We start from the raw sequence: 25,442 nt of genomic DNA, 5'->3' as shown, positions 1-25,442 counted from the left end.
TGACGGAGAACTCAGCATCTGCCGGATTGACAGTCACTTTTTCACTATTTTTTAGCCTCCGGATTGGGGGTCAGCTTAGTCCGGTATATCCACAGGTCTGGCCCTCAGGTTTAAAGAGTTGTTTCAAAATAAAACAGAAGGATTATTGGACAGCTGGTTGCAGGATGCATTACTGCCTGAATCACAACTGAAAGGTTTTGCCAAAGGAATAAAAGGTGATTTTGAAGGGGTAAATCAGGCAGTAGTATCCATTATCAGCAACGGACAGGTGGAAGGACAGGTAAACCGACTCAAAAACATTAAAAGGAGGATGTACAGAAGGGCAGGCTTTCAATTATTGAGGAAAATAGTTCTTTTCAATTCAGGATAATTCACCAAATATGACGAAGAACCCAGCTTAGTCCGGTATATCCACAGGATCTTGCACCACCTGAAAAGTAGCTTTTCAAACATCCATTCACAGCGCTCCCATAAAAGGGTTACATCAATTGTGAAGCGAAATAGCTCTCGTTACAGTTGGCGCCCCTGCCTGCGGCAGGCATGGATGAAAAGGACATGGGGATTGTTCACATTTCTTTTCCAGTGGTTGAGCAGCACTGACTGTACCTGTTACTATTCACAGTTTTTTCAATATAGGCCCTTATATCTGTAATAAGGGTATAGTTCCTGATCTGTATGTCCTCGGCCAGAATTTTGCCACAGAACATCTGCAGACAAAATCTGTGTTGAATCTTTCGACAAGTGGTCTGTCGCTGACATTGAGGTATACTAAATATTAAATTAAGCGATTGATTATAGCGACTGTTTATGGTTATAAATTCACAAGAGCTTTTCTTATATCACTAGTAGTAAAATACTGAACAAAGTTTCCGGAGTCGTCTTTAATAATCCCTAAAAAAACTCCTTCTTTATCCATTTCCTTATTTACCTTATCTGCAGGGTCATCAAGTTTCACTATTAAAAACCTATTTACAAATTTATTGGTAGCCTCCAGCTTTTCCATTTCTGTAATGGCATTTTTTAATTTCGTATTCAATACTATTTCATTCAGTTCTGCATAAGTCTTTTGTTGATTTGCCACCTCAGTTGAAATCTCGTCTAGCTTATTTTTTATATAAATAAAAATTGCTTCATTGTTAATAATGTGCCATTTGTCATTAGTCTTTATTGAAATAAACCACATGTTAGGATTACTGGATGTTAGTTTTTCAGTTGCTTCTTTAAGGGTTATTGTATCCTCGTAATTGGAATTTAAAGGTTTTGGGGGGATGTCTCTAACTTTAATTGTTCCTAATTTTTCTGCACCTGTCATCTGTTTATGTAGCTGCAATAGACTATAAGAAGACTCGCGGAGATTTTCTCTACCAAAAAAATAAGCAGCACCTGCCCCCACCCAGGCTCCAAAGGCAGCAATAATAATAGAGAGCAAGTCCTTACGATAATTTAATACATATTCCTTTTCTTTTAGATAATCTGTAAAATTTGTGGAATTAGGATCAATGTTAACTCCTGGATTCTCGTTATACAGTATGAATCCTATTAATATAGTTAAAATCCCAAGCATTATTAACACTAGGTAAAATTCTAACTTGCTTTGGCCAGCAGGTCTGGTGTTTTCTGTAAACTTATTCATTATTTATTTCTTATCGAAGAAAAATGTTGGATATAATATTCCTATACTAGGCCCTTTTAATAATTTACCTTTATTTTATTTTAACCTAAAGATATAAATATGGCATTATAATATTCCCCGCCCCATCCCCTTCACAATCGCCTCTCTCCCCGAATGCACTTGCAGCTTCTCATATATATGCTCCAAATGCTTCCTTACTGTTTTATCAGAAATAAACAATTGTTCACTTATCTGCCGCACCGACATCCCTTTCTTTAGCCATTGCAACACCTCCTGCTCCCTTTTACTTAATTTTTCGGTTCCGGGGGATGTAACATCCTCGATTTTTGATTCACCTTTTAAATATTTTAATGCCATACTTGCTAGAGATGGAGAAAGGGGAAGTCCTCCTTCCAGAACTTCGTCTATTGCATTAATAAGTAGATGTGGTCTTATCTCTTTTAGCAAATAGCCGGATGCTCCAGCTTTTAAGGCTTCAAAAAGCTTTTTCTCATCATCCATAACTGTTAGCATTAGAATCTTTAGATGAGGATAATTTTCCTTTGCCAATTTGGTAGCCTCAATACCGTCCATTCCGGGCATTGAAATGTCCATTAATACCACATCAGGTAAATCCCCCAATTCCATGGCTTTTAATGCAGAATAACCATCACGCTCTTCCCAAATTATCGTTAATCCTTCACCCAATGTTAACTTGTCCCGGATATCCTGGCCAAGTTGGGCATTGTCTTCAACGAGTCCGATTTTTATCATTTTTTTGAAGGGGTAGAGATAAATTGATATTATCAAATATAAAGTATAAGATAATAGCTGTCAATACGTCAAATGGCGTAATTATTAAGTGGTTACAGGTATGATAACTTGTATTTCCGTTCCTGAATTTCCTGAAATTAAATTCATAATACCTTCCATTTCTGCAGCCCTCTTGCGCATATTTTCAAGTCCGAATCCATATGTGGATTTCTCTGGATCGAAACCGATGCCATTGTCTTTAATCACCAGGTTTAGTTGAGGTGGATTAATCCTCAATTCAACCACTATTTCATCGGCTTGAGCATGTTTAATTATATTCGCAATTGCTTCCTGAGTTAATCGCATCAGGTGCACAGCTACTTCTGGTGAAAGGATGATATTTTCAGCTGGATTTGAACAGTGCCATTTTAACTGGGGATATTTCTCATCTTCCCATAGGTTCTGTAGAAAACCATGCAGCCTCAAAGTGAATTGGGAACAAGTAACTTCTTTCTTATTTAAAATCCAGATGGTTTCCCGAAGGTATTGGTTGGTATCCCTGGTGAAATCACGTAACTGTTGAAGTTGTTTTTGCTGTGAATTGTCTGCTATAGAAAGGATGTCTAACCGTGAAATAATATGGGTAAGTTGAGAACCTATACCATCATGCAGGTCTCTAGCGAGATGTTCTCGTTGTCCATGGAGTGAATTTTCCATACGTAAGGTGGCAATTTGTAAATCCTGCAGTCGGTGCTCAGATTTCGAGATTTCTTGCTGTTGTGTTATATTAACTGTCCTAAGCTGTTCTTGGGATTCTTTTATTACTTTTTGGCGGTATATCCATCCTAAGGCAATTAAGAATAATTGTATCGTCAATCCAATCCTCAGTAATAGCATGTCATGCAATGGTAGAATATCTGCAATTGAATTTTCAAGAAAAAAATTAGTAGCAAAAAATAGGAGTAAAAAAAACTGGGATACAAATAAAAGCCCAGTTGGCTGAAATCCTCTTTGAAGGCCATCTGCCAAATAACTCAGCCAAAGTAAAATAATAGTAACTACAACTACTATTCCGTTCCAATATCCAATTTTGGTAAAGAAGCTATTCGATTGGGCATAGCCATAATTGTTCAAGATTATAAAAATGGTCAGTAATAGGTAGAGCCACCAAGGGCTGAGGTTTAGCCACCATTTTGCCGATTTGCTGGGGATGACCAGAAATTTTCGACTAAACAATAAGAAAAAACAAATGCCCAGATTAAGAAAATGTGGGTTTTGAATGGGGTTGTAATACTTGTACAAAGATGGTGCAAGGTATATTCCCCATCCATCTAATAACAACGCATATACTGAAAAACAAGTGATATAGGCTGCGAAATAATAATAGATGCGCTTTTGTTGGATAAAATAGGCAGCTAGGGAGACAAAAAGAACAGTTAAAATCATTCCAATAAAAAGCGCCCATCTCCAATTGGATTCGTTTGAATAATGGATAAATTCTGGCTGATTCCAAAATTTCACAAAGTATTTCATAGGAAAACCTGCAGAATTATTTCCCTGGATAATCACATCAAAGGTTTGATAATTCTTTATAGGAAGCTCAGTCAGAAAATAGCGGTGCTTTAGCGGATTATAATTTATTTTAGACAAATGGGAGAATCCAGTGGCTGGAAACTCATGAATTTTACCGGCATCGTCAATTAGCCATATTTTTAAAGTATCAATAAAAGGAGTCTGCAACTCCATAAATATGGGTTGGGTTGTTTTACTTTTTATCTTGATATAAACCCAGCCGGAACCGCTGTTGTTGCCGAAATTGATAGCTGTAACTTCTTTCCATTTCGCTTTGGGTAACGCAAGGATATCTGGAAAGGTATATAGAGAATTGGCATCATAAAATTGAAAAATTTGTTTTACCATCACAGGAGATTTAATGGTAATACTGTTTATTCCCCTTCGCTGGTTTAACGCCCACCAGCAACCGATACCCAGAAGCCCTACAATGAGCAAAATCTGGGGCACGAATTTAAAAAACGTCCGATCGATTTTAATAAAAATAGGAGTTAAAATAAAAATTACACCAACTACAATTTAATTATATTATTCCACATTTTTTTGTTTGTTAAATCTATTAATAAAATTTATTTTTTAATAGAGGAGAAATATCAATAGTTATTTACTTCTATTAAGGGCTTTGATAGTCGGTAATATATTAATTCTAACCGAAAATTTGAATTGGGGAGATATGCCAAATCAATGACTCACCAAAGTTATGGGCTATTTTTTCACATGCATCCGGTTTGACTGTCTGAAATATACCAAGGAAATACGGCATAATAGGAAGTGACCGACAGAGATTTTTTTATTCCGTTCCTCCCTGTGCTTAGTGAAAAACTCCCCATGGAATGGGCTTATCATTCATTTAGCCCTCCAGCGCCAGGAGATTTAAAGTCGGTAAGCACATTATGAAACGTTTTAATCTATTATCAGAACCCACAGAGATGCTTTATAACCAGGGAAAATCTGCCATGACAGACTACCATATCATCGCTGCTATAGCCAATATTCAAGTAGACAAAGCTCGGGAGATCCTTGCCTTGGCAAATAATAGACTATCGGAGTTGGCCAAGTGGGACATGGAAAGATGGCTGAAAATAGAAGGAATCGGATATGCCAAGGCCACGGCTATGGTAACTTCATTTGAATTGGGTAGAAGAAGGATGTTTGAACAACCGGATAAAAAAATCAAAATCAATTGTTCCCAGGATGTTTACAATTGTATGAAACCTTTCCTTTATGACGAAGTAGTGGAACACTTTTACATTGTATTGCTAAACCGAAACAACCAGGTACTCAAACTCCATAAGATCAGTTCAGGGGGAACCAACGCTACCTTGGCAGATCCAAAGTTAATCTTCAAAAAAGCACTCGACCACCTGGCCGCAGGAATCATCCTTGTACACAACCACCCTTCCGGAAACCTTAGACCTTCCGAAGCAGACAAGAGATTAACCAAAAGGTTGACCGAAGCTGGAAACAGTTTGGAAATGCCAGTACTGGATCATTTGATTTTCACAGATGGTACTTACCTTAGTTTTGCGGATGAAGGCCTGTTATAGGTCTTTATCCATTTGGTTTTACTAATGGGGAATTATCAACTTATCGTTGCTGATTCCCCATTTACTTTTTCTTTAAACCTAACATAAAATCAATTGTGCATAAGCAGTCTTCCGAACACCACCAATAGGATAGGAGTACAGCTTAATGCAATGGCTATCGAAAACTTTGTATTGAAATAGTGGTAAAGGGATATCAGGACAAATGCGGTGACCGCATGTAAGAAACCTATTAGAAATGCCAAAACTTTATCCTGATGAAGGTAGAAAACGATTTGTTGGGGCAAGGAAAAGGACAAAAGACCGATAATATATCCCCATGTAAAGGATTTGGTCTTTTGTGGTACCACGGATCCACCACAAAGCGGACATTCAAAGACATGATTATTTTTTGCTTTTAGGATCACCCGAAAAGGCATTTTTTTTTCACAATGGGGGCAGGTAAATGATTCTTTTTTCTCCATAACGCTCAAATAGTACCGAATTAAAAGACTAGGATACGGATGTGTATTGCTATTAAATACAATTGTTTCAATTTTCTAAACAAAAGTATAGAAATAGCACCTATTTTCAAAACAGTTATTTAAAGTTTAGCAACAAAAGTATCGACTGTCTAAATTAGTGTATAAATAAACGATACTTTTATGACAGATTTGGGCTTGTATTTGGCCAAAAGGACCGTAAACAAAGCAGAAGTTTCCAGGCGCACAGGTATAAGTAAATCCCGCTTAACTCAGCTAACTTCCAATGACTCCGCCAAACTCCGGGCAGATGAACTTTACCTAATAGCTCTGGCTATCAATGCAGATCCGGGGGATATGTTTAAAGAGTTGTTTGGGGGGATGGGGTTGAAGGGGAAAAAGGAAGGGAAATAACTAAGTTTAGTATTCAATATTTCTTACTTTCACCAATCTAAAAGCTATAAAATCATTCTAAAACGCCATCATGTTGATAACGTTCAATAAATCAAATTTTTTCGACAAACTCTTTCCTGCGATAGATTCAACCAATAACGATGCTGTTAAGCAAAAACTAGCAGAATTTTACCATCCAATAAAAGTAAAAATTCAAGTAGAAGAGGATAAAATAATTGTTGAATTTCAAGATGCATTGAAGGAAAATAAATCCAATGATTTTTATAGGGCAACAGACCTTTGTGTCAAGAAAAGGTATCAGGAAGCCATTCTAATCTTCCTTCACCTTATTGAAGAGAATCCTACAGACTCTGAATACCATAGGAATTTGGCACAGGCATACGAGGAAACTGGTGATTATGAAACAGCCATCAACCATTTAATAGATGCCCTCAAATGGAATCCTTCCAACCTTTGGGCGTTGATTCTGATGGGTAACATTTACATCCGGTATTACAATGATGTAAATACTGCCATGACCTACTTTGACCAAGTGATGGAAAGTGATCCAAATAATTACCTAGTCCTGAATAATATTGGAGGGACATTTCTTCAATTGGGGAAACTGACTTTAGCGGAAAGGTTTCTATCCAAGGCTTATAAAGCCAATCCAAAATTTTCACATGTGACTTTGGGTTTGGGATTGGTTAATTTTCAAAAGAGGGAATTCAGAAACGCCTTTGACTTTGCTATCGATACGTTTAAAAATGAAGAAAACGTAGAAGGACCTGTCTATCAAAAAGCCTTACAACTCGCCTTGGAATCCTCTCAAGCTCTAGTCAAAAAACAGGTAGGGAAAGAAACCCTTGTTGATTATATTCAAGAGATTGAAAACTTAACTGGCAAAGTGGTGCGAATTGAGGAAGATTCATCCATCTCAACAGCTGCTAAGGTAGAGTTTGCGGAAAATTATGGTAGGGATTTCCACTTTGTAAAAACCAACCCCAAATACCCGAATACAGACCATTTAATTGCTCATGAGCTGACTCACCTCAAATTGGCAGAGGAAGCCCGTAAGAGTGGAGTAAACAAATTATTCCTTAGTAAGGATAATAAGTTGGAAGAGTTCAAAAGGACCATTACCGGAACCCTGAAAAAATTGAAGAAAAGAAGGATTCCCCAATCCAGCATTGACAATTATTCAAACAGTTTGTTTCATGGAATCCTAGGTCAAGTATACAATACGCCAATTGACCTTTTCATTGAAGATTATCTTTTTAACCAGTACCCTGAACTGAGATATATTCAATTCATTTCTTTATACCAACTCAACCAAGAGAGCCATAAAGCGGTCAATGACTCAAAAATCACAGACTTATCTCCACCGGATATCCTGACAAAAAGTAGAATTTATAATGTGGTTTCCGCCAGACACTTTGAATCTCTTTTTGGGATCAATATGGAGAAGACGTATACCATACAACCTATCGAAAAAGAACAGATTGATGTTTTCTGGGAGGAGTTCAATGAATACAGGAAAGACAAAGAACCTGGAGAAGAATATGAATTAGTTCAACACTGGGGAGCAGATTTGGAACTGGATCCTTACTTTGAATTGGTAGATGAAAACGCATATAGGTCCAACAATAGATCATCAACTAAATCTCCTATAGATGTTTTAGAACAGATTGAATACGATCCTTTCCAACAAGAAGGACTGGAAAGTGAAGAGCAGGAAGAACTTGAAAAATTCAAGCAGCAACACTCCGGTAAAGATATCAATATGGCGGTAGCCATGTACATGGTCGGTGGCCTTAAATATTTCAAAAACATGGCGCAGGATAAGGTCAAGGATATTGCCTTTGAAATAGCCATGTTGGGCAGAAGCGGAATCAACCCTGAGAAAAAAGGATACAGACTCAACAAAATTCCAAATACAACTTTCTCAGGGTATAAACTCTTGGCCTATTATTATGTCAGTTGGGCGATTGGTATGCCTGAGATGTTGAAGGAGCTTCAGATGCCTTTTGATAAAGAATATGAGTTAGCTAAACAAATGACGAAATTATAAGCGCATGAGTGATATTAAAAAAATAACCGAGAAATTAATTGCCTTTAGAGATGAAAGAGACTGGGCTCAATTTCATAATCCAAAAGATTTGGCTGTCGCATTAAACATTGAGGCAGCCGAACTACTTGAAGCATTTCTTTGGAAAAATGCAGAGGATGCCAATACCGAGAAAGTAAAGGAAGAATTGGCGGATGTCTTTGCTTATGCTTTGTTATTAGCCGATAAATACAAGTTTGATGTTGTCGATATAGTTACAGCGAAAATTAAGGAAAACGGAAAAAAATATCCTGTCAATAAAGCAAAGGGTACTGCAAAGAAATATAATGAGTTATGAATTCTATAACGGACATTGTTATTGATTTAAACAAATACCCTTTTTCAAAAAATGCACTTTCCGAAATAGCAAAGAATAAATGGGTTAAAAGTCAATGGCCGTTGGTGTATCTCATAAAAAACGACATAAGGAAATTGGCATATGTTGGTGAGACCACCAATGCGTTTAATAGAATAAAAAACCACTTTGCTAACGAAGATCGTCTGGTCCTAAATACCATCACATTGATTGGTTCTGATCGTTTTAACAAGTCTGCAACGTTAGACATTGAGTCCCAACTTATCCAATATTTGTCTGCCGAAAACACATATAAACTCCAAAATGGAAATGGAGGACTAACCCATCACAATTACTACGAAAAGCCTTTTTACCGCGACATCTTTAAGGAAATTTGGGCAAGATTGAAGAGTGAAAAGTTAGTCAGCAAATCGATTGAAGAAATCGAAAATTCTGATTTATTCAAATACTCGCCATACAAAGCCCTATCCGAGGACCAAAGAGCCTCAGTTATGGAGATTATTTATACTTTAAATACTCGACAGCATCCAAGCATTTTTGTAGAAGGTAGTGCAGGTACTGGGAAAACCATTCTTGCAACATACTTGATGAAACTTTTGCATTCACCGCTTCCAGCTGCCGATGAAATTGAGGATTTAGAGGGATATCGCTTAGAAGAATATCGATTGCTTGAAACATTTCACCAAAATTTTAGAGATGCCAAAATTGGTTTGGTCGTGCCTATGACTTCACTGCGTAAAAGTCTAAAAACTGTTTTCGGTGCAATTGGTGGGCTTAAAACAAATATGGTTATAGGTCCATCGGATGCTGTTAAAAGAGAATATGATATTCTCATTGTTGATGAAGCTCATCGTTTGGCTCAGCGTAAGAATATTCCCAATTATGGGTCATTTGATGCCACAAACCGCTCATTAGGTTTAGGAAATGAGGGCACACAACTCGATTGGATAATGCGAAGTAGTAAGCACCAGATATTTTTTTATGATGAAGCACAATCAATTAAGCCTTCCGATATCCCTAAGGACAAGTTTCAAGAGGTGAAACGTCAGTCAGCAAAACCAATCAAGCTCACATCTCAAATGCGCGTTTCTGCAGGAAATGACTATATCAACTTTGTTGACCGTTTGTTGAAGTGTCAGCCTCTTGATGATTTGACAATACCTGAGAATTATGACTTCCGTTTGTTTACTTCCTTCCAAGATTTCCACAAAGAGATAATTGTCAAAGAAAAGGAATTGGGGTTGAGTCGACTCATTGCTGGTTATTCTTGGCCTTGGATTTCCAAAAGTGACAAAAGTTTGTACGATATTGAAATAGAGGGGACGAAATTGCAATGGAACAATGTGCATATAGATTGGATAAACTCCGCTGATCCGAAAGTTGAAGTTGGCTGCATCCATACAACCCAAGGATATGATTTAAATTACGCGGGAATTATATTTGGTAAAGAGATAACATACAACAGGCATTTAAATCGGATAGAATTAATTCGAGAAAATTACCATGATAGGAATGGCAGTGCAGGGATAAATGATGATGAGCGTTTAAAAGAATATGTAGTCAATATCTATAAAACCATTATGTATCGTGGTATTAAAGGAACCTTGGTTTATGCTTGTGATCCGGAATTACGAGCCTATTTAGGGTCTCATATTAATAAAGAAACCGGTGAAAATACCCTAGTATTTGAGGAAAAAGCACCAATATTAAGAGTTCTTGATTTTGATAAAGTAGAGCCTTACAAAAATGCTATTCCCTTAGTTGATATACAAGCAGCAGCAGGAGGTTTTAGCGAGAATCAACAGCACTCGGAATTAACATGGGTTGAAGTGCCTGATGGAATTAGAGTCGGTGAAGGATATTTTATCTGCAAAGTTGTTGGTGAGTCTATGAATAAACGCATTCCCAACGGTTCATTGTGTTTGTTCAAGGTTTATACAGGCGGTTCACGAAATGGCAAAATTGTTTTAGTTGAATCGACTAGTATCCAAGACGCAGATTTTGGGTCTGGCTATACCATAAAAGAATACCAAAGCGTAAAAAATGTTTCGGTTAATGAATGGAGCCATAATTCTATTATATTAAAACCGCTATCAACACATGACGAATACTCAAATATTGTTCTAACAAAAGATGAATTAATTGATTTTAGAGTCGTAGGAGTATTTGACAGAGTAATTGAATAGCTATGCAACAGACAGATACATTGCCAAGCTTCTCATGCTAACCACACGAGCCAAAGCTTGTCAAAGAGTGTGTCTTTTTCAACTTAAGGATAACAGAAAAGAGAGTACGATTGCAAAATAGCAGATGTTGGCGGCTATAAGACTGCTGAACACCGCTTACACCACCGTATGTAAAGTTTTCGTATAAGTCGGTTGACAGGCATTGTGCTTTAATGAATTGGGATTCCAAAACTAAAAAGAGAGAACCCAAACCAGTCAGTTTTGACTACGGAATTAGGTAGTCTTCTTTCTATTTTAGCTATTCTAAAATTAATCGACAACACAGCTGGGTATCGTCTTTTGGAACGGACAATTTTTTGACCTAAATTCACAATTCAAAGAACACACTAGTTATTCAATTTTTTGAAATGATTTAGTACTAATGATTACTTTAATTTCCACAGGACATTATGAAAGAGGGTTATGCAGTTCTCAAGAACTGTTAAAATTGATTGAAGCCATTAATCCTGATGTGATATTTGAAGAAGTGCCTCGAAATAAGTTTGATCTTATATATAGTGGATTGCTTTCTGACTCCCTGGAGACACGAACTGTCAAAACCTATTTGAAGAATTCACAAATCACCCATTTCCCTGTCGATCTTGAATTAGATAAATTGAAGGAAGAAATGATTCGAATAAGTGCATCAAGAATGTTGTCTTATTTTAAAACGTTTTACGAAGATTATCGACTTAAATCTGATGAACATGAACGCTTATCAGCTGAATTAGGGTTTCCCTATCTGAATAGTAATAAGTGTAGCGAAATTTTGAACGAAAAAGGGCAGTTAGAGTATAAAATTGTAAATGAGGCGAATGATTTTCAATTAACGCAGGACTACGACGCTTGGCAGGTTTTTCTTGATTCACGGAGAAACACAATGGTTGAGGGTGTATTGCTACATTACAAACAGTTAAAATTTCGAAATGGATTGATTCTGGTTGGTGCGGAGCATAGATCTTCTTTGAAAGAGAAATTGGCACAGGAAGGGCAGGGTTTGGATAAAGGCTTAATTTGGAATTTCAATTATTTTGAATGATTTAAAAACTACATACAGTGAATATTTGGGCATCAGCCATCGGCTCACAATCTCTCCGCACGGGTGGTAGGCTTTTGAAAAGCAGTCCTCTTCAAGCCTAAATGCATTTAGAATGTAGTTTTATCACCTTTTTAAGAAAAAGTTTTACCACGGATTAAAGCTCTCTTCTTTCTCGCAAAGAGAGCTTTTTTTGCTGTAGTGGATACCTAAATTCCGCTGATATCTCTATTTGTAGGCATAAATATCAGACTTAAATATTAAGCCTACCCACAATCATTGACTAAACTAATGTCTAACCAAAGGCATGGGCTTTTCATTCATTTAGCCCTCCAGCTCCAGGAGATTTAAGGTCGGTAAGCACATTATGAAACGTTTTAATCTATTATCTGAACCCACAGAGATGCTTTATAACCAGGGGAAATCTGCCATGACAGACTACCGTGTCATGGCAGCGATAGCCAATATCTAAGTAAACAAAGCTCGGTACATTCTTGCCCAAGCAAATAATAAACTACCTGAATTGGCCAAGTGGGACATTGAAAGATGGCTGAAAATAGAAGGAATTGGATATGCCTAGGCTACGGCTATGGTAACTTCATTTGAATTGGGTAGAAGAAGGATTTATGAATAACCGGATAAAAAAATCAAAATCAATTGTTCTCAGAATGTTTACAATTGTATAAAACCTTTCCTTTTTGACGAGGCGGTTAAACACTTTTACTTCGTATTACTAAATCGAAACAATCAGGTACTCAAACTCTATAAAATCAGTTCAGGAAGTAACAACACTTTCTTGGCGTATCCCAAACTAATTTTCGAAAAAGCACACGACCAACAGATCTCTGGATTAATCCTTGTACACAATCACCCTTCTGAAAACCTTAGACCTTTCGAAGCAGAAAAAAGGTTAACTATTAGGGTAAAACTTCCTTCTAATTGTCTGGACTTAGGCATAAATCCTTAATTATTGTAAGGTGCAAAATAGGAATTTTATGGGCACTATTATATCATCTTAAAGAACACTAAAGCCACCACTATCGGGTTTTTATTATTCTCTAAAAATTGTCCTAAAGCCCATTTTTCGCAACCGGTAAATTTTTCATTTGTTAGGATTATAATTTGACCAATTTTTGGATGTTCGGATTTTATTTCTCTCCAGTTTGGCATAATTTAAAAGTTAATCTCTCTACACGTAAACTCTTTCCAGCTTTTTACAGGCAACTTACTTCCAGAATCAAGCACTTTTTTGATAAAATCATCTGTGTTTTTTTCTGAGATAAGACTGCACTTAACTGCCTTGCATAAAAAATCCATCGTAGTGAGATAGCTGATTTGATGCATTCTGCAGTAACTGGCGATGTCTTTAAGATTACTACTAGCTAAGATATTTTGGGAATACCGGACGACTGCTAAGCAAGCTGCTTCTCCATCTCCTTTAAACATGAGCTTTTTGATATGAAGGTATTCTTTCTTGACTTCAGTGTTTTCTTCGGGAAAGGTAATTTTCTCCATCAATTTGAAATTGAGCAGATTATCTACCTCAGCTTTTCTCCCAGGCATCCTAGAAATTTCTGCATAGACTTTGTCCAAAATCTTTATGGGATAGGGGAAAATTTTGGGGAGTAAAGTGATAAGTCCCCCTGTGATAAAATGGGAGATAACATCTGCATCAATTAGGATGATTTTGTCATTCTTTTTCATCGACGTTGTTTCCTAAAATAGAAAAATCAAGACCTATATCCTCCAAAAGACCATAATAATGGGATTCTGAAATTTGATCATGTTCAAACAATTTTCTCGCTAAATCCCCATAATCACCTAGAACTTCATGCTGCTTATCTTTTTCATATAGTTTTAGTGAGTACCCGTGATTCATGGCGCTGTTTCTTACAGATATGCAATATTCCTCTGCTTGAGTTTTGTCTATCAGCTTCAGTTCTGTCAACCTATTTATTAGGGCTCGCCTAGAACAAGAAAAATAATGTTCAATTTTCAGAACTGTAGCGAGGGTGACTTTTGACTTTGATAATTCTGAATCAGGAATTAGAGAGAGAATTCCTTCTTCGGGGATAAGGAATTTAGATGCGAAAATATCAGCGTTATACTCCTCTTTGCCTCTTTTTTTAAATTTTCCAACTTGGCATACTTGCGAAATGAAATCCTTTTGGAAAAAGAGGTGGTAAAGTTCATGGCAAATGGTAAAGTGCTGATGGCCAAGAGTTCGGTTTGTATTAACAAGCATAAAGCGGTTGCTTTCCCTGACCTTAATTGCCATTCCTGATATATCCATTTCTAGAGGTCTAAAAACTGCTAGAACCCCTAGTTTATGAAGGAGGCTTTTGAGATGGATGCTTTCTTGATTACTGTAACCATTTTCAGCTCGAAATTGAGAGGCATATTTTTCAAGAACTAATGGGCTCATCGGTAAAAAACGTTTTCATTCGTAAATAATTCATTACAATTTTCTTGAATTGGGCTATTTGAGCTAAATCGGCAGGTTTCAAACTTTCCGCCCTAAAGGCAAGAGCTAGGTTGACGCTTGCCAAATCAAAACTCTCTTCATAGAAATCATACTCATCTACTCCATACAAATTAGAGATTTTAGACATGAGTTGGGAGGGCATGCTACGAGTTCCGTTTTCGTAGTAGCTTATTTCCTCGCGATTTATATTAAGGTATTCTGCTACCTGATCTTGAGTGAACCCTAATTTCTTACGAAGTGCTTGTAGGTTTTTACCTATGATTTGATCCTGCTTCATATTTTGGTTTTTCTAAAAAGGCTTGTTACAAAGTTACGCTTTATTTTCCATATTTAAAATTTTGTAACAAATCTCGAGTTCGAATTTCCTTTGGTATTAATAATAATTGCCCACAATAGAGGATGATTTGTATATGTTTTTTGATATTTAACATGTTGGTAAATAGTGTGTTAAATTTTTTTTTGAGGATATTTCTAAAGTTAGTAAGCTTGATGAATGAATTTTCATTGAAGGCTTGACTAACAAAATTGATAACCCTGTCAACAAATCATACCTAGGCAGGTAGAAATTGTCGGATATTTCTATGATTGGGATATTGACCGATTTGTTTTAAGTGAGACCGGATTAATTTTATTCACCAATTGTTGTGGAAGTTGGTGAATAGGAGTTAAGAATATTTTAGAACTTTCCAGACAAGGAGGTGGGTTAAAATCACAAAGAATGCTGACGATGTGTTGAAAAGATGCCAGACTTGAATAAAATCGTAGGGATAAAGCTTACTTTTCAAAATCTTGTAGATCAAACAACTTTAAGATCTAGAAGAGATAGGGTAGCAGCTAAAAACCTAGGGATAAATGAAAGCTTGTCAGAGGTGCCGTGGTCAAAATGTTTAAGCTTAAAGAAGATCAGTCTATTAAAGTGCAGGAAATGAGTTTGGGGCTTCCCTCTACGGGTCGGGCTACCACTTCGTTTCCATTCCAATCTTTTTTCGCCGCACTTCCCTCCCGAAAAAAGGATTTCCATTGCTATCCCTAAGCCAGTATCCATTTAGGAGAATGTAAAAACCCCTTTGCTCTTTTCAGCTTGGTCCTTTCAAAACCCACTATTTAATCAACTAATCTTCATTAGGCAGTTTAGGCCTTGCTAATTGTCACTTCTTCTTCAACAACTTTAAGTAAACATACTATTTTTCCTTCACCATACAACCCATGGTTTACTCTCAGTTTTCATCCCTCTAATACCCCGTACTAGTTTGACCCTTACCGCAATCCCTTTTATATTTCAGTTCTCCCAATGCCAAGTCCAATCCTGTTCCCGGTTGTGAATTATGGTCCATGCAAAGATGGGGGCAGCGGTATACCCGCCAAGGGTACGCTTAGCCCGATCAAAAAAACAGGGCTTTCCAGAGGAAGCCTTCCGCGATTTTTTTGCACGTCTCTTGGCTTGGGTATCCCTGGCTGCCCCATTCTCTTAGGCATAATCAAATTTAAAACCTTAAACAGTAAAAGTCATGTCACAATTTGAAAAAACTTACATCGGAAAAGGAAAACAAGTTAAAGATCTAGACATTATTAGGGTATCCATCTCTAAAGAGACACTGGAAGAAATCCTGAAAGACCAGATGGTCGACTACGATGGCAAAGAATATTTGGTATTTGAAGTCGCCTCTCTTAAAGAACCGGATCAATATGGCAAAACCCACACGGCTTATATCAGTAAAAAAATAGCTGGACCAAAAACTGGGAAGACCAGAAAGATCAAAGCTTAGAAAAGAGCCCTATTGGGCTTTTTTCTTGTTTTATTTTCAAGATGGATAATAAGAATTGGGCTGTGAACCATAGGATTATTTATGCTTTTAAGGTCATAATTTAACACGGCACACTAAAAACAACTTTCCTAAAGAAATTTGCTTTTGAAAAAAAGATTTGAAATATTTTAAAATCGAGACAGGTGTATCAAGTATTTGCTTAAATTATTTACACAAAAATGTTAATTAAATAGACAATGAAAGATATATCGGTGATAGTATTACAATTGAAGAACAGGCAAACTCAAATTGACCGAAAGATCAATCAATTGATAGATCAAAATTTAGATCCTTTTCCCTTTGAAAGGTTGGATAAAGGAAAGAAACTTATCGAATTGATTCAAAAAGCCCTACAATCCATAGAGGCAGAGAAATTGATTGAAGCCGGTATGCATATTAAAGAGTTGGAAATCGAGGGTTTGAAAATAGAACTTTGATTTTCTGAAAGGGTTTTAAGTCCCCGGAAAAATTTCTTGAAATGATAACCCTATTTAAAAGTTCAATTGGCCCAATCAAATGGGAGATCACTGACCTCTTTGTTCCAATTTCCGCAGCAATTCTTCAATTTTTCGCTCCTGCGCTCTGATCTTTCTATCAGTAGCCGTTTCTTTTGGTTTGGAGAGAGAATAAATAAACCAACCCCACACAGCAAAGGCTACAAATAGTCCAGGCCATTGGTTGTCGCTCCCTAAAGCACCAAACATGGCGATCATGCAAATAAAGGAAACCAGAAAAAGTTTGATCAGAAATTTCAAAGCCTATTAAAGTTTAAAATTAAACCTTAAGTTACTTATTTTCAGGATGAAATGAAAAGAATTTTTTAAAGATTTTAGTATAATTTACTTAATATCAGTGGTTTGAATACCTTTTGCTTTATTGGGAATAAAAGCATGAATTTCTAATTGGAATTAATTGATGTAGATGCAAATACCTATCTGCAGGGGAGGGTAGGAGATGATTTTCTAGGTAAAATCATTAGAGCCATGATTTACTTGGATTCAAAAACAATAATTTAATTTGTTCTGATAACCCCCCACATTTTTTATGCTTTCTACATGATTTATAATATACTCTGGGCCATTAGGAAGAGGTTTACAAACAGAAAGGCTTCCTTTGATGCTATTCTTTCTTATGATGCTGTTTTTCCCTGGGCCTAAATGCCGGCAATGTCATTCCTAGAAGTGACCCAATTGACTGAAGTCCTTTTTACCAACGGAGGCTTTATCATCATCACGGTGTTGTTATTAGAAACATAATTGAAGAAAGCAGAAAGGATCTGGAGACGCTTGAACTGATCCAAACGAAAACTGAAAACGAGATTTTTACCCTTAGATGTTCCGAATTCGGTTTAACCCAATGGGAAATTGAAATCTGTGAATTGGTAAGGAAGGGGGCACTTGATCCCTAATTTATGTACGTGTACAGGTATGTCCAAAATCTTTATTATGTCGCTGTTACTTGTTTCTTAACAGCCTATGGTTGGTGCTAAAAAACTTTTTTAATATTTGTATTGTGCACAAATTATGGTGTTATTTCATCTGTCCTAGTAAAGGTATTAGATCTTCCTTGCGGTTTACCAGCCTACTAGGCTCGAATTATTGACTAGAAGATTATGACTTTCCAAGCCTGACCGCCATATCTTGAGGCAAAATATTCGTTTTTGACTTACAGGAACAATATATGGACTATCTTGAGAACTCAAAATTTCGCTCCGTTATGATTTAATACGGTTTCCGGCTTTAATTATTCTGAATCTGTTGACAAAAGATTGGCAGTGATAAATGAGATTTAATTATAAATTTGATAGAACTATCTAAACCGATCAATATACCCGCTGATATGATAGAAATATTTCCCGCAATTAATGGCGATTGCTTCTTAGTTCATGCCGAAGAAGGACTGATTTTGATTGATTGTGGTTATGTGTCAACTTACAGAGACCACCTAAAACCCGTACTGGAGAAACTTCATGGACAGGGTAAATCAATTAAAAGATTTATTATTACTCATATTGACGAAGACCATATACAGGGAGCTATAAGATTCCTGACAGATAATGGTAAAGCCGCAGGTCCTCAGATTATTAAGATTGAGCAAATCTGGCACAATAGCTATCGGCACCTCCATTCTGAACGGGTGGAAGAAAAGATAACAAGCAATGGAGAATCTATCTTGAAGTCTTCTTTCAAAACAATTGAAGAGCAAAGCGAGAAACAAGTTAGTGCCAGACAAGGAAGTTCGCTGGCTGCTTTGATTTTGAAAAATGGCTATGATTGGAATGTTGATTTCGGCGGTGCTGCATTTTCTGCTGATCATTTTCCGAAGGTCCAGCTTAGTGACAAAATCAACTTTGAATTTTTATCTCCCAACGATTCTTCGTTGGCCAAGTTGGAAAAGTATTGGAGGAAAGAGTTGTATAGGCTTGGTTTCCGAGAGAAGATAACCACCCAGGAGATATTTGATGATGCGTTTGAGTTTTTGCTTATGGACGACAAAATTGAACCGGATGAATCATCTTCAGAAACAGTATCTTCTTCAGACTTCGACGTAGAAAAACTTCAGAAAGAGAAATGCACTTTGGATAAATCCCCAAAAAATGGTAGTTCTCTTGCATTCATATTGAACGCCGATGGTAAACGAATGCTTTTTTTAGGTGACGCGATACCGAGCATTGTCAACGATCAATTGGCTAAAAAATTTGCTTCTGAATCAAAGCCTGTTCTTTTTGACATGATCAAACTTTCTCATCATGGATCTTATGCCAGTAACAGTCCCGATCTATTCGAATTAGCAGATGCTGAGAATTATATCATTTCCACCAAAGGGGAATCAAAACCGCATCCAAGTAAGCCAACTCTCGCTTGGGTTATCGGCAGGCCAACAGCAAATACCCGAAAAATCTATTTCAATTATAAAAATATTAGATATGACTTCTTAAATGATCAAAGCCTAAAAACAAAATACAAGTATGAAGTAATACTTGCTGACCAAGCTAATAACCGTCAAATTACAATATGATGCTTTTACACCCTGAACAACTTGTAGATAGTGTAAGTCGTATCTCATGCGGTGATGAGCACGGCACAGGATTTTTTATTTCGCCTACCCATCTTCTGACCGCGAGGCACGTGATTGTTGATCATGTCACAGATACTTGTGAAATAATCATTCAGATATCTAACGCAGATCGAAGTGGGATGCTTAAATTGAAGGGAAAGTTGATTGACGACGATGTGAAGCTGGATGTAGCAATAATCGAACTTATTGGAGAACGACCAATCCCGACCTATATTCCAGTAGCACTTGACTACATTCGTTATAACGAAGAATGGAATACGTTTGGGTATCCTTTTGTCAAACTTGCCGAGGGGCTGACTTTAAATGGTACCATCCTGTCATTGATTCGTAATCTCCCGTATGATATCAGTCTTATATCTGATGATGTTGATGCCAAATTAAGCTATAGTGGTTTGTCTGGCTCACCTTTGATAATGTTCGGGAAAGTGTCCGGCATTATTACCTGGAGCACCATCAGGGGTTTAGGAGCTATTAGTATTAAAAAGATAGTAGGCTTTTTAAGAAAAAATGAGATCGAAATTGAAAGCTCAATCGATGCGTCATGGTCGAATGACTTTTTCGCTGAAATTGATCGTGCTGTTTCAAATGATAAGGTCGTTGAAAAGGTAAAGGAAGTGTTAAATATTGCCGGGCAATATTACTTGCTGCATGGCTCACCTGGTTCTGGAAAAAGCATGATTGCCTCGACTATTAAATTCGATGATGCAAAAAGAAAGGTGATCGGTCGCTATATGATCAGAACGCCGGGAGATCCAACTCCCATTTATGTAAAGGCTTCACGTGAACACTTTATGCAATGGATGGAAGACTTGGTTAGTAAAACATTGACAGGCGAACCTGCTGCCAAGGAAAATCTTACTTGGAATGATCGGGTAAGCCGTTTCTCAGCATGGTTTGGACAGCTCAATAACTATTTTTCTGCAAAAGATGAAACCGCTGTCATCATTGTAGATGGGCTTGATGAAATTTTAGTCAACGGTAATCCGACATCTGAATTCCTAGCTGTACTTCCAGAGGATTTACCCTCGCATCTTATGGTATTGCTGTCCTGTACGAGCTCAGAAATTCTGCCCGCTAATATTATGAGTAAGTTGAAAGAAGAGCAAAAAATCCATGTCACACCACTATCGCAGACAGCAGCATTGGCATTTGTTCACAAGGAAAACCAGAGATTAGAGTTGGGACTGACGATTACACAGAAAACTTTGGTGGCGCAAAAGTCTGAGGGACACCCGCTTTATCTACGTTATCTTATTGAAACTTTAAAAATTGAATTGCCGAGTGATAAAGACAATTGGATTGCACTGCTGCCCAAGATTGACGGCGATATAAAAAACTACTATGAACTGCTATGGTCATCTCAAATCATGCCTGATGAAGACAAATATTGGCTGACGCTTATCGGCTCACAGTTGAGGGAGCCTGCGACCACGGAGGAATTTACGGGGATGTTACCTGCTTCAGTTCGTCAGCAATTCCATATTAAATTTAAAGCAATCAGGCATCTTTTTAAAGCCGATCTCAAGCTAAGTATCTACCACAACTCTTTTGAAAACTTTATTGCGCAAAAAGCTCAGGCAGATCTTAAATTGGCTAATCAACACATATCAGATTTTAATCTCTCTGCAAGCCAATCTGTGTATGCTTTAAAAAACCTGTTGCATCATTTACTTTTATCTGCTGATCCTTTACCAGCTATTACCTACTGCAATCAAAAGTGGGCTGATGATTGCGCATGGGTGCATATGGAGCCCGATAGTATTATTGAAGACATCAGGTGCGTTGAATCGCTCTGCATAGACGAGGGTGCTGCCGCCGAACTTATTCGAGTTAAATTATTGCTGCAACGACTAAGGTTCCGTTATAACAAAGTTTTGGCGAAGCATGCTTTCGAGATTACGGATACCTTGATCCAAATGGGTAATTCTGGTAACGCCTTAAAATATATCCTAAGAGGCGATTTGCTATTGGTGTCACTCGATGATTCGATTTATTTTTTACAGAAACTTTATGAAACTGGGGCCTATAAAGAGGCGGCACTACTATATGAAGCTATCGATATTCGATTCAATGCAATGCTGGAAAAAGCGAATAAAGGCGAAGGCATGAACTTAAAGGGGTTTGTATATAATCTCCAGGCAATAACTTTAAGCATCAGCGCGAATCCGTTTGATGAGGTTATGCAAAAGTTCATGAGAGGGATGCAATTGCTAAAGAATTTGGAAGATCATGCCAAGACGCCTAAAGAACAAAAGCAGTACATTCATCAAATCCGCGAGTACATTTCCTCATGGAACATGGCCTATTTTATTTATCGATTTGGTAAATATCCCGGTATTGAAAAGATGGCAGAGATATCAGTTGAGATTTATAGTAATAGCTCTGCGCAACACCTTGCTCAAGCAGCTATCACTTGTCACCATTTCAAAGAAATCGGATTTCAGGGTGAACAAGATAACGATGGTTATAATCGCCTGATAGCTGATATCGAAAAATTAATCACTGAGTATGGCTACCGTGAGCAGGATATTGAGCTTTTGATTAAGACCCTTATTGAAGAAAGTAAAAATCCGACAATAATAGAGGGCTTAATTACCAAGCAACTGGCTAATAAAGTCGATTTTAATTTTAGAAAAGCGAATGGTGTTGATGCCGATACGGATGCTTTTGTAGCATTATTCAACGAAAACATATACTCCGGGTACATCGATACGGTTCAGGCATTTCCTGCAATCGCCAATAAAACTGCAAAGGCGTGGGAAAATTTCTTTAAGTCGGCCTTTGAGCTAGTCGGTTTTATTACAGGAAAAATATATCGACTGAAAGCAGAAGGTCGCATGGAAGAGATTGCCCCTTTAGAAGCCAAAAGCAGGGCTTTGATTGTTAAACTTAACTTTTCTTTGTCTGAGCGTGTTCAGTTTGATCGATCTTATTTGTTGATCGAAGAGATCATGCCACTTCTATATCATCGACTCACTGGGCTGTATTTGGAATTTAAAACACCAGCGCTAAATTGGTTCATAGAACACATTATTAATCCGGCCAACAATCAATTAGGGCAATACACCGAAGGTTATCGGAGAACTTTATCGCAAATGGCGAGGCTATTGGCTGAGAATCCGGCTCAAAAACTGTTTACTTTTAAAGTGACAAAAGTATTGGAGCAGCATGTTTATTTAGCTGTACAAAACCGTTGGCAACGAACACCTGAACTCATTCGAGTCATCGACTTATATGCTAAGATTGGTTCCAAATCTAAAGCAAAACACGTATATCAACAGATGTTGGATACATCAATGGGGCCGAGCTGGTATAAAGAGGATCAGTTTGTTCTCATTAATTCTGTCCTAAGAAAAATGAACACCCCCACTGCAAAAGAGCACTTTGTTAATTTCGCAGCGGGTCTGGAATTTGCTTCGGGTGAGATGACATTTCAACGTTATGTACAATCTGAGATGCATGGTTTTATCGGGACTCTGGTAAAATCAGGGCACCTTTCTAAAGCTGTTGACTATTTTAAATTTCAATTGCTACCGCCACCAAATGTTATTTTGGCGAATGCAGAAGCAAGTATAATTGATGCACCTGCAAAGGGTGATGGGTATGTACTGGGTGCTAGGGCAGTTATCGAGGAGAGTGCAATGTTGCAACTTTTGGAGGCTGTTGACCCTGCCCCACATGTGACGATTGCACTAAGCGAAGTGTTTTTAACTGGTACCGATACGGAAAGATATATGGATGGATTTGTCGACATTCAATATGCAGCATATCTAAAAGCCAAATCAATATCTAACGCAGATTCTGAGCAAATTTTGCAGCGAATAGCTAATATTACCTTATCATCGCGCCTGGCGGATGACAAGTCAAAATATGTGTATCAACTAGCTAAAGCCTTTGATGCCGATTTTGAGGAGCTATCGAAAGTTCTTATTTCGGCTGGTGTTAACCCCGCTGAAATTCCTGAAACGAAAAAGGATGAACCTGAAAAAAAGGAGCGTGAGTATTCTGAAGAGGAGGACTCTAAAATGGCGGAGTACGGGTTACCATTGCTCGGAGTTGGTAAGATGAGTAATTTTCCAAAGATTACGGTTGCGATTCAAGCAGCACAAAATGAATTCGACATAGAAAACAATGACGGCGGTAGGCAAATATTAATTGATTGTTTAAAGCTGCTAACTGAAGGCCAGGCTGATATCTGGCAGGGTAAGCACCTGACTTCAGAATTAGGTGTATTATTTGACAGCTTAAAAAATCATAGCTCCGCTGTAGAGCTTATTCATGATTTAAAAGACCTCATCCTGGATCATCTGACAGATGATTGGCGGGTAGCAAACTTTCTTATGGGTTTGCTGAGTGCTAAAATTTCTGACGATGAGAAAGAAAAAGTCATTTTGATTGTAAAGGAACATATTGAGATTCTAATTCGCTCCAATGGCATTCACACCGATAAGTACAAATGGCTAACAACACGAAATGAACCCGCAGAGAGTAAAGATTCCCAACTGGTAAACTTTCTGATTTGGCTGCTCAATCATCCTTATGATTCAATTCAATCGACGGTTCTTGAAAGTCTTGAGTGGTTAGCACTTGTTCGATCTGAGATTGTTATTCCCGCTTTAGTAGAATATTCATTAAGAACAGATGTTGAAAAGGCGAGGGAACTAAGTACATATTTGTTAAAGATTATCGCGGCTTCCCGGCCGGCATCTGTGTGGGCTGCAATAAAAGAACATCCGAACCAAGATCAAATTCTTGCGATTGATCAAATGATGGCAAGAATTTATTGGAAAGACATATTAACGTCATGTAGTTCACTGGATGCAAATGCAAGGGCATTACACCAACGTCTGATTTCGGATTTTCCTGACGATAATGTTACGGGATCAGATGTTTATCTTGAGGATCATTCGCTAATACCTATTGAAGACCTGCTTGACGACCTGAACAGTATGGGAATACTAAATCGTGCCTTTTGCGAAGGCATAATGAGAAATATAAGCGAATTGTCAAAGCCTCACAGTATCATCGACCAGCTTCGTGTAGAAAGATATATTCGAAGAAGTTTTTATGAAGAGGATATCGAGATAGGCCACTATACCTACCTGCTACGGTCGGCAGTTAATAAATTACTTTTGGGACGTGTAGGAAAATCACAAATTGATGAGGTGAGTACAATTCTGGAATTACCTAATTTATGAGTATGGAAAGAATGAAAAGCATTCCTCGAACCAGGAAAGAATTTGAAAGTAATATGTACGTCCTTGTAGAAACAATAAGAAACAGGCAACACTTTTTTACCGAGAGCTCTGGACAGGGTGAGAGCTTATTAAAAGTAAGAGAGCTGCCCAATAAAAGGATTAACTTTCTTACAGTAAACGAAATGGCCAGGTTGCAGGCCAATCATATTGCCAGTATGATGGATATGGATTTTGAAAATTTAATACCAAAGGAAGATGAGCATCAAGACCCCAAATGATAGAGAGGAATTTGAACACAATATTCATCTCATGGAACAACGTGCATTGAGAATAATGAATTCTAATAGTGAGGGCGCAATTCAAAATTTTGCTTGGGCAACTTGGCCACACTTGAAAAAAGTTAAGCGTTTGCCAAATGGCAGAATAAACTTTTTGACTATTAATGAAATGATTAGGCTACAGGCGAATATGGAAAATAGCGAGATTTAACATAGATAGGTGAGTCTAAAAATGGTTCTCCATACTATGAAAATTATTTTTCATACTCGTGTGATAATTTACTAGTAAATCACTGGCCCTCAAGACGGGCTTAGCTGATGGATATTATGGTGATGCTGACTCCTCAATCCGGACTGATGTCTCCATCATAAAAACAGAATTGCTAAAGGTACTGGCGTCATTAGCGGCTGAACAGGGCAGGGTCAACAACAACATCAACCAATTGGCCAAGCATGCCAGCCACAATTCCATGGAAGGTGTAATTAACCTAAAGATATTCCTGCAGTTCAATGTGCTTTGAATACCAGGATAAAATGAACAAGACCTTTAAAAAGATCTACAAAACCATAAGCTTATGA

23 protein-coding genes are annotated in these 25,442 nt (G+C 37.5%); 14 read left to right on the top strand and 9 right to left on the bottom strand.

Annotation, left to right across the window (positions count from 1 at the left end):
* Positions 1 to 118 precede the first annotated feature (118 nt).
* Complete coding sequence (locus AC0L7T_RS21845) at positions 119 to 370, top strand: hypothetical protein (RefSeq protein ID WP_473338417.1); 252 nt, start codon at positions 119 to 121, stop codon at positions 368 to 370.
* Between the two features lie 441 nt (positions 371 to 811).
* Here AC0L7T_RS21845 and AC0L7T_RS21840 read toward each other — a convergent pair whose 3' ends face one another.
* The 3 genes from AC0L7T_RS21840 to AC0L7T_RS21830 all read right to left on the bottom strand — a co-directional run bounded on the left by AC0L7T_RS21840 (position 812) and on the right by AC0L7T_RS21830 (position 4,285).
* The gene (locus AC0L7T_RS21840) at positions 812 to 1,633 is read right to left on the bottom strand and encodes a hypothetical protein (RefSeq protein WP_473338415.1); all 822 of its coding nucleotides are present in this window, start codon (positions 1,631 to 1,633) and stop codon (positions 812 to 814) included.
* A 105-nt stretch (positions 1,634 to 1,738) separates the two neighbouring features.
* Entirely contained in the window at positions 1,739 to 2,386 is a 648-nt protein-coding gene (locus tag AC0L7T_RS21835) for a response regulator (protein WP_473338414.1), read from the bottom strand.
* Positions 2,387 to 2,470: 84 nt separating this feature from the next.
* Positions 2,471 to 4,285 carry a sensor histidine kinase gene (locus tag AC0L7T_RS21830; protein WP_473338412.1) on the bottom strand — a complete coding sequence of 605 codons (1,815 nt, stop codon included), beginning with the start codon at positions 4,283 to 4,285 and terminating at the stop codon, positions 2,471 to 2,473.
* 545 nt (positions 4,286 to 4,830) lie between these two features.
* Between AC0L7T_RS21830 and AC0L7T_RS21825 the strand changes: the two genes are divergently transcribed.
* On the top strand, positions 4,831 to 5,484 hold the full coding sequence (locus AC0L7T_RS21825; protein WP_473338410.1) for a JAB domain-containing protein: 654 nt from the start codon (positions 4,831 to 4,833) through the stop codon (positions 5,482 to 5,484).
* A gap of 89 nt (positions 5,485 to 5,573) precedes the next feature.
* On the opposite strand, the gene AC0L7T_RS21820 is transcribed toward AC0L7T_RS21825, so the two are convergent.
* A complete protein-coding gene (locus tag AC0L7T_RS21820; protein ID WP_473338409.1) occupies positions 5,574 to 5,945 on the bottom strand; it encodes a hypothetical protein in 372 nt (123 codons plus the stop codon).
* A 180-nt stretch (positions 5,946 to 6,125) separates the two neighbouring features.
* On the opposite strand from AC0L7T_RS21820, the gene AC0L7T_RS21815 reads away from it, so the two are divergent.
* The 6 genes from AC0L7T_RS21815 (at position 6,126) to AC0L7T_RS21790 (ending at position 12,986) form a co-directional block, all read left to right on the top strand.
* Complete coding sequence (locus AC0L7T_RS21815; protein ID WP_473338408.1) at positions 6,126 to 6,356, top strand: helix-turn-helix domain-containing protein; 231 nt, start codon at positions 6,126 to 6,128, stop codon at positions 6,354 to 6,356.
* Between the two features lie 70 nt (positions 6,357 to 6,426).
* Complete coding sequence (locus AC0L7T_RS21810) at positions 6,427 to 8,406, top strand: tetratricopeptide repeat protein (RefSeq protein WP_473338407.1); 1,980 nt, start codon at positions 6,427 to 6,429, stop codon at positions 8,404 to 8,406.
* Between the two features lie 4 nt (positions 8,407 to 8,410).
* A complete protein-coding gene (locus AC0L7T_RS21805; RefSeq protein WP_473338405.1) occupies positions 8,411 to 8,740 on the top strand; it encodes a nucleotide pyrophosphohydrolase in 330 nt (109 codons plus the stop codon).
* Positions 8,737 to 10,944: a DNA/RNA helicase domain-containing protein gene (locus AC0L7T_RS21800; protein WP_473338404.1), complete on the top strand. Its 2,208-nt coding sequence runs from the start codon at positions 8,737 to 8,739 to the stop codon at positions 10,942 to 10,944. The genes AC0L7T_RS21805 and AC0L7T_RS21800 overlap by 4 nt, the downstream gene beginning before the upstream one ends.
* A 421-nt stretch (positions 10,945 to 11,365) precedes the next feature.
* Positions 11,366 to 12,022 (top strand): hypothetical protein, encoded by a 657-nt coding sequence (locus tag AC0L7T_RS21795; RefSeq protein ID WP_473338403.1) that lies wholly within the window; start codon positions 11,366 to 11,368, stop codon positions 12,020 to 12,022.
* A gap of 643 nt (positions 12,023 to 12,665) precedes the next feature.
* Positions 12,666 to 12,986 (top strand): JAB domain-containing protein, encoded by a 321-nt coding sequence (locus AC0L7T_RS21790; RefSeq protein WP_473343394.1) that lies wholly within the window; start codon positions 12,666 to 12,668, stop codon positions 12,984 to 12,986.
* A gap of 38 nt (positions 12,987 to 13,024) precedes the next feature.
* Here the strand turns inward: AC0L7T_RS21790 and AC0L7T_RS21785 are convergent, their stop codons facing one another.
* Genes AC0L7T_RS21785 through AC0L7T_RS21770 form a run of 4 tightly spaced genes read right to left on the bottom strand, consistent with a single transcriptional unit; the run spans position 13,025 to position 14,781 of the window.
* Positions 13,025 to 13,189, bottom strand: a complete 165-nt coding sequence (locus AC0L7T_RS21785) for a hypothetical protein (RefSeq protein ID WP_473338402.1) — start codon at positions 13,187 to 13,189, stop codon at positions 13,025 to 13,027.
* Between the two features lie 3 nt (positions 13,190 to 13,192).
* Positions 13,193 to 13,723 (bottom strand): hypothetical protein, encoded by a 531-nt coding sequence (locus AC0L7T_RS21780; protein ID WP_473338401.1) that lies wholly within the window; start codon positions 13,721 to 13,723, stop codon positions 13,193 to 13,195.
* Positions 13,710 to 14,444: an ImmA/IrrE family metallo-endopeptidase gene (locus AC0L7T_RS21775; RefSeq protein ID WP_473338399.1), complete on the bottom strand. Its 735-nt coding sequence runs from the start codon at positions 14,442 to 14,444 to the stop codon at positions 13,710 to 13,712. The genes AC0L7T_RS21780 and AC0L7T_RS21775 overlap by 14 nt, the downstream gene beginning before the upstream one ends.
* A complete protein-coding gene (locus tag AC0L7T_RS21770; protein ID WP_473338397.1) occupies positions 14,425 to 14,781 on the bottom strand; it encodes a helix-turn-helix domain-containing protein in 357 nt (118 codons plus the stop codon). Before AC0L7T_RS21770 ends, AC0L7T_RS21775 begins: the two co-directional genes overlap by 20 nt.
* Positions 14,782 to 16,012: 1,231 nt before the next feature.
* On the opposite strand from AC0L7T_RS21770, the gene AC0L7T_RS21765 reads away from it, so the two are divergent.
* A complete protein-coding gene (locus AC0L7T_RS21765) occupies positions 16,013 to 16,270 on the top strand; it encodes a hypothetical protein (protein ID WP_473338396.1) in 258 nt (85 codons plus the stop codon).
* Positions 16,271 to 16,506: 236 nt separating this feature from the next.
* Positions 16,507 to 16,746: a hypothetical protein gene (locus tag AC0L7T_RS21760; protein WP_473338394.1), complete on the top strand. Its 240-nt coding sequence runs from the start codon at positions 16,507 to 16,509 to the stop codon at positions 16,744 to 16,746.
* A gap of 87 nt (positions 16,747 to 16,833) precedes the next feature.
* Here the strand turns inward: AC0L7T_RS21760 and AC0L7T_RS21755 are convergent, their stop codons facing one another.
* Entirely contained in the window at positions 16,834 to 17,064 is a 231-nt protein-coding gene (locus AC0L7T_RS21755) for a hypothetical protein (protein ID WP_473338392.1), read from the bottom strand.
* A 1,084-nt stretch (positions 17,065 to 18,148) separates the two neighbouring features.
* Here AC0L7T_RS21755 and avs1a point away from each other — a divergent pair.
* From avs1a to AC0L7T_RS21735, 4 genes are read left to right on the top strand one after another with little or no spacing between them, the layout of a single operon-like run.
* On the top strand, positions 18,149 to 19,327 hold the full coding sequence (avs1a, locus tag AC0L7T_RS21750; RefSeq protein ID WP_473338390.1) for an AVAST type 1 anti-phage system MBL fold metallo-hydrolase Avs1a: 1,179 nt from the start codon (positions 18,149 to 18,151) through the stop codon (positions 19,325 to 19,327).
* The gene (locus AC0L7T_RS21745; RefSeq protein WP_473338387.1) at positions 19,324 to 24,585 is read left to right on the top strand and encodes a S1 family peptidase; all 5,262 of its coding nucleotides are present in this window, start codon (positions 19,324 to 19,326) and stop codon (positions 24,583 to 24,585) included. Before avs1a ends, AC0L7T_RS21745 begins: the two co-directional genes overlap by 4 nt.
* Positions 24,586 to 24,587: 2 nt before the next feature.
* Positions 24,588 to 24,863: an AVAST type 1 anti-phage system protein Avs1c gene (gene avs1c / locus AC0L7T_RS21740; RefSeq protein ID WP_473338385.1), complete on the top strand. Its 276-nt coding sequence runs from the start codon at positions 24,588 to 24,590 to the stop codon at positions 24,861 to 24,863.
* The gene (locus tag AC0L7T_RS21735; RefSeq protein WP_473338383.1) at positions 24,841 to 25,074 is read left to right on the top strand and encodes a hypothetical protein; all 234 of its coding nucleotides are present in this window, start codon (positions 24,841 to 24,843) and stop codon (positions 25,072 to 25,074) included. Before avs1c ends, AC0L7T_RS21735 begins: the two co-directional genes overlap by 23 nt.
* Positions 25,075 to 25,442: the final 368 nt, after the last annotated feature.

The sequence above is a fragment of the Cyclobacterium sp. 10D3-21 genome, from assembly GCF_055809755.1.
Note: the sequence above shows the minus strand (reverse complement) of the source record. Positions and strands in the feature narration are given on the sequence as shown.

Bases quoted from the DNA above. Each gene is read 5' to 3' on its own strand.
- AC0L7T_RS21840 (WP_473338415.1), bottom strand. From the start codon at position 1,633: ATGAATAAGTTTACAGAAAACACCAGACCTGCTGGCCAAAGCAAGTTA.
- AC0L7T_RS21835 (WP_473338414.1), bottom strand. From the start codon at position 2,386: ATGATAAAAATCGGACTCGTTGAAGACAATGCCCAACTTGGCCAGGAT.
- AC0L7T_RS21830 (WP_473338412.1), bottom strand. From the start codon at position 4,285: ATGGTAAAACAAATTTTTCAATTTTATGATGCCAATTCTCTATATACC.
- AC0L7T_RS21825 (WP_473338410.1), top strand. From the start codon at position 4,831: ATGAAACGTTTTAATCTATTATCAGAACCCACAGAGATGCTTTATAAC.
- AC0L7T_RS21820 (WP_473338409.1), bottom strand. From the start codon at position 5,945: ATGGAGAAAAAAGAATCATTTACCTGCCCCCATTGTGAAAAAAAAATG.
- AC0L7T_RS21815 (WP_473338408.1), top strand. From the start codon at position 6,126: ATGACAGATTTGGGCTTGTATTTGGCCAAAAGGACCGTAAACAAAGCA.
- AC0L7T_RS21810 (WP_473338407.1), top strand. From the start codon at position 6,427: ATGTTGATAACGTTCAATAAATCAAATTTTTTCGACAAACTCTTTCCT.
- AC0L7T_RS21805 (WP_473338405.1), top strand. From the start codon at position 8,411: ATGAGTGATATTAAAAAAATAACCGAGAAATTAATTGCCTTTAGAGAT.
- AC0L7T_RS21800 (WP_473338404.1), top strand. From the start codon at position 8,737: ATGAATTCTATAACGGACATTGTTATTGATTTAAACAAATACCCTTTT.
- AC0L7T_RS21795 (WP_473338403.1), top strand. From the start codon at position 11,366: ATGATTACTTTAATTTCCACAGGACATTATGAAAGAGGGTTATGCAGT.
- AC0L7T_RS21785 (WP_473338402.1), bottom strand. From the start codon at position 13,189: ATGCCAAACTGGAGAGAAATAAAATCCGAACATCCAAAAATTGGTCAA.
- AC0L7T_RS21780 (WP_473338401.1), bottom strand. From the start codon at position 13,723: ATGAAAAAGAATGACAAAATCATCCTAATTGATGCAGATGTTATCTCC.
- AC0L7T_RS21775 (WP_473338399.1), bottom strand. From the start codon at position 14,444: ATGAGCCCATTAGTTCTTGAAAAATATGCCTCTCAATTTCGAGCTGAA.
- AC0L7T_RS21770 (WP_473338397.1), bottom strand. From the start codon at position 14,781: ATGAAGCAGGATCAAATCATAGGTAAAAACCTACAAGCACTTCGTAAG.
- AC0L7T_RS21765 (WP_473338396.1), top strand. From the start codon at position 16,013: ATGTCACAATTTGAAAAAACTTACATCGGAAAAGGAAAACAAGTTAAA.
- AC0L7T_RS21760 (WP_473338394.1), top strand. From the start codon at position 16,507: ATGAAAGATATATCGGTGATAGTATTACAATTGAAGAACAGGCAAACT.
- avs1a (WP_473338390.1), top strand. From the start codon at position 18,149: ATGATAGAAATATTTCCCGCAATTAATGGCGATTGCTTCTTAGTTCAT.
- AC0L7T_RS21745 (WP_473338387.1), top strand. From the start codon at position 19,324: ATGATGCTTTTACACCCTGAACAACTTGTAGATAGTGTAAGTCGTATC.
- avs1c (WP_473338385.1), top strand. From the start codon at position 24,588: ATGGAAAGAATGAAAAGCATTCCTCGAACCAGGAAAGAATTTGAAAGT.
- AC0L7T_RS21735 (WP_473338383.1), top strand. From the start codon at position 24,841: ATGAGCATCAAGACCCCAAATGATAGAGAGGAATTTGAACACAATATT.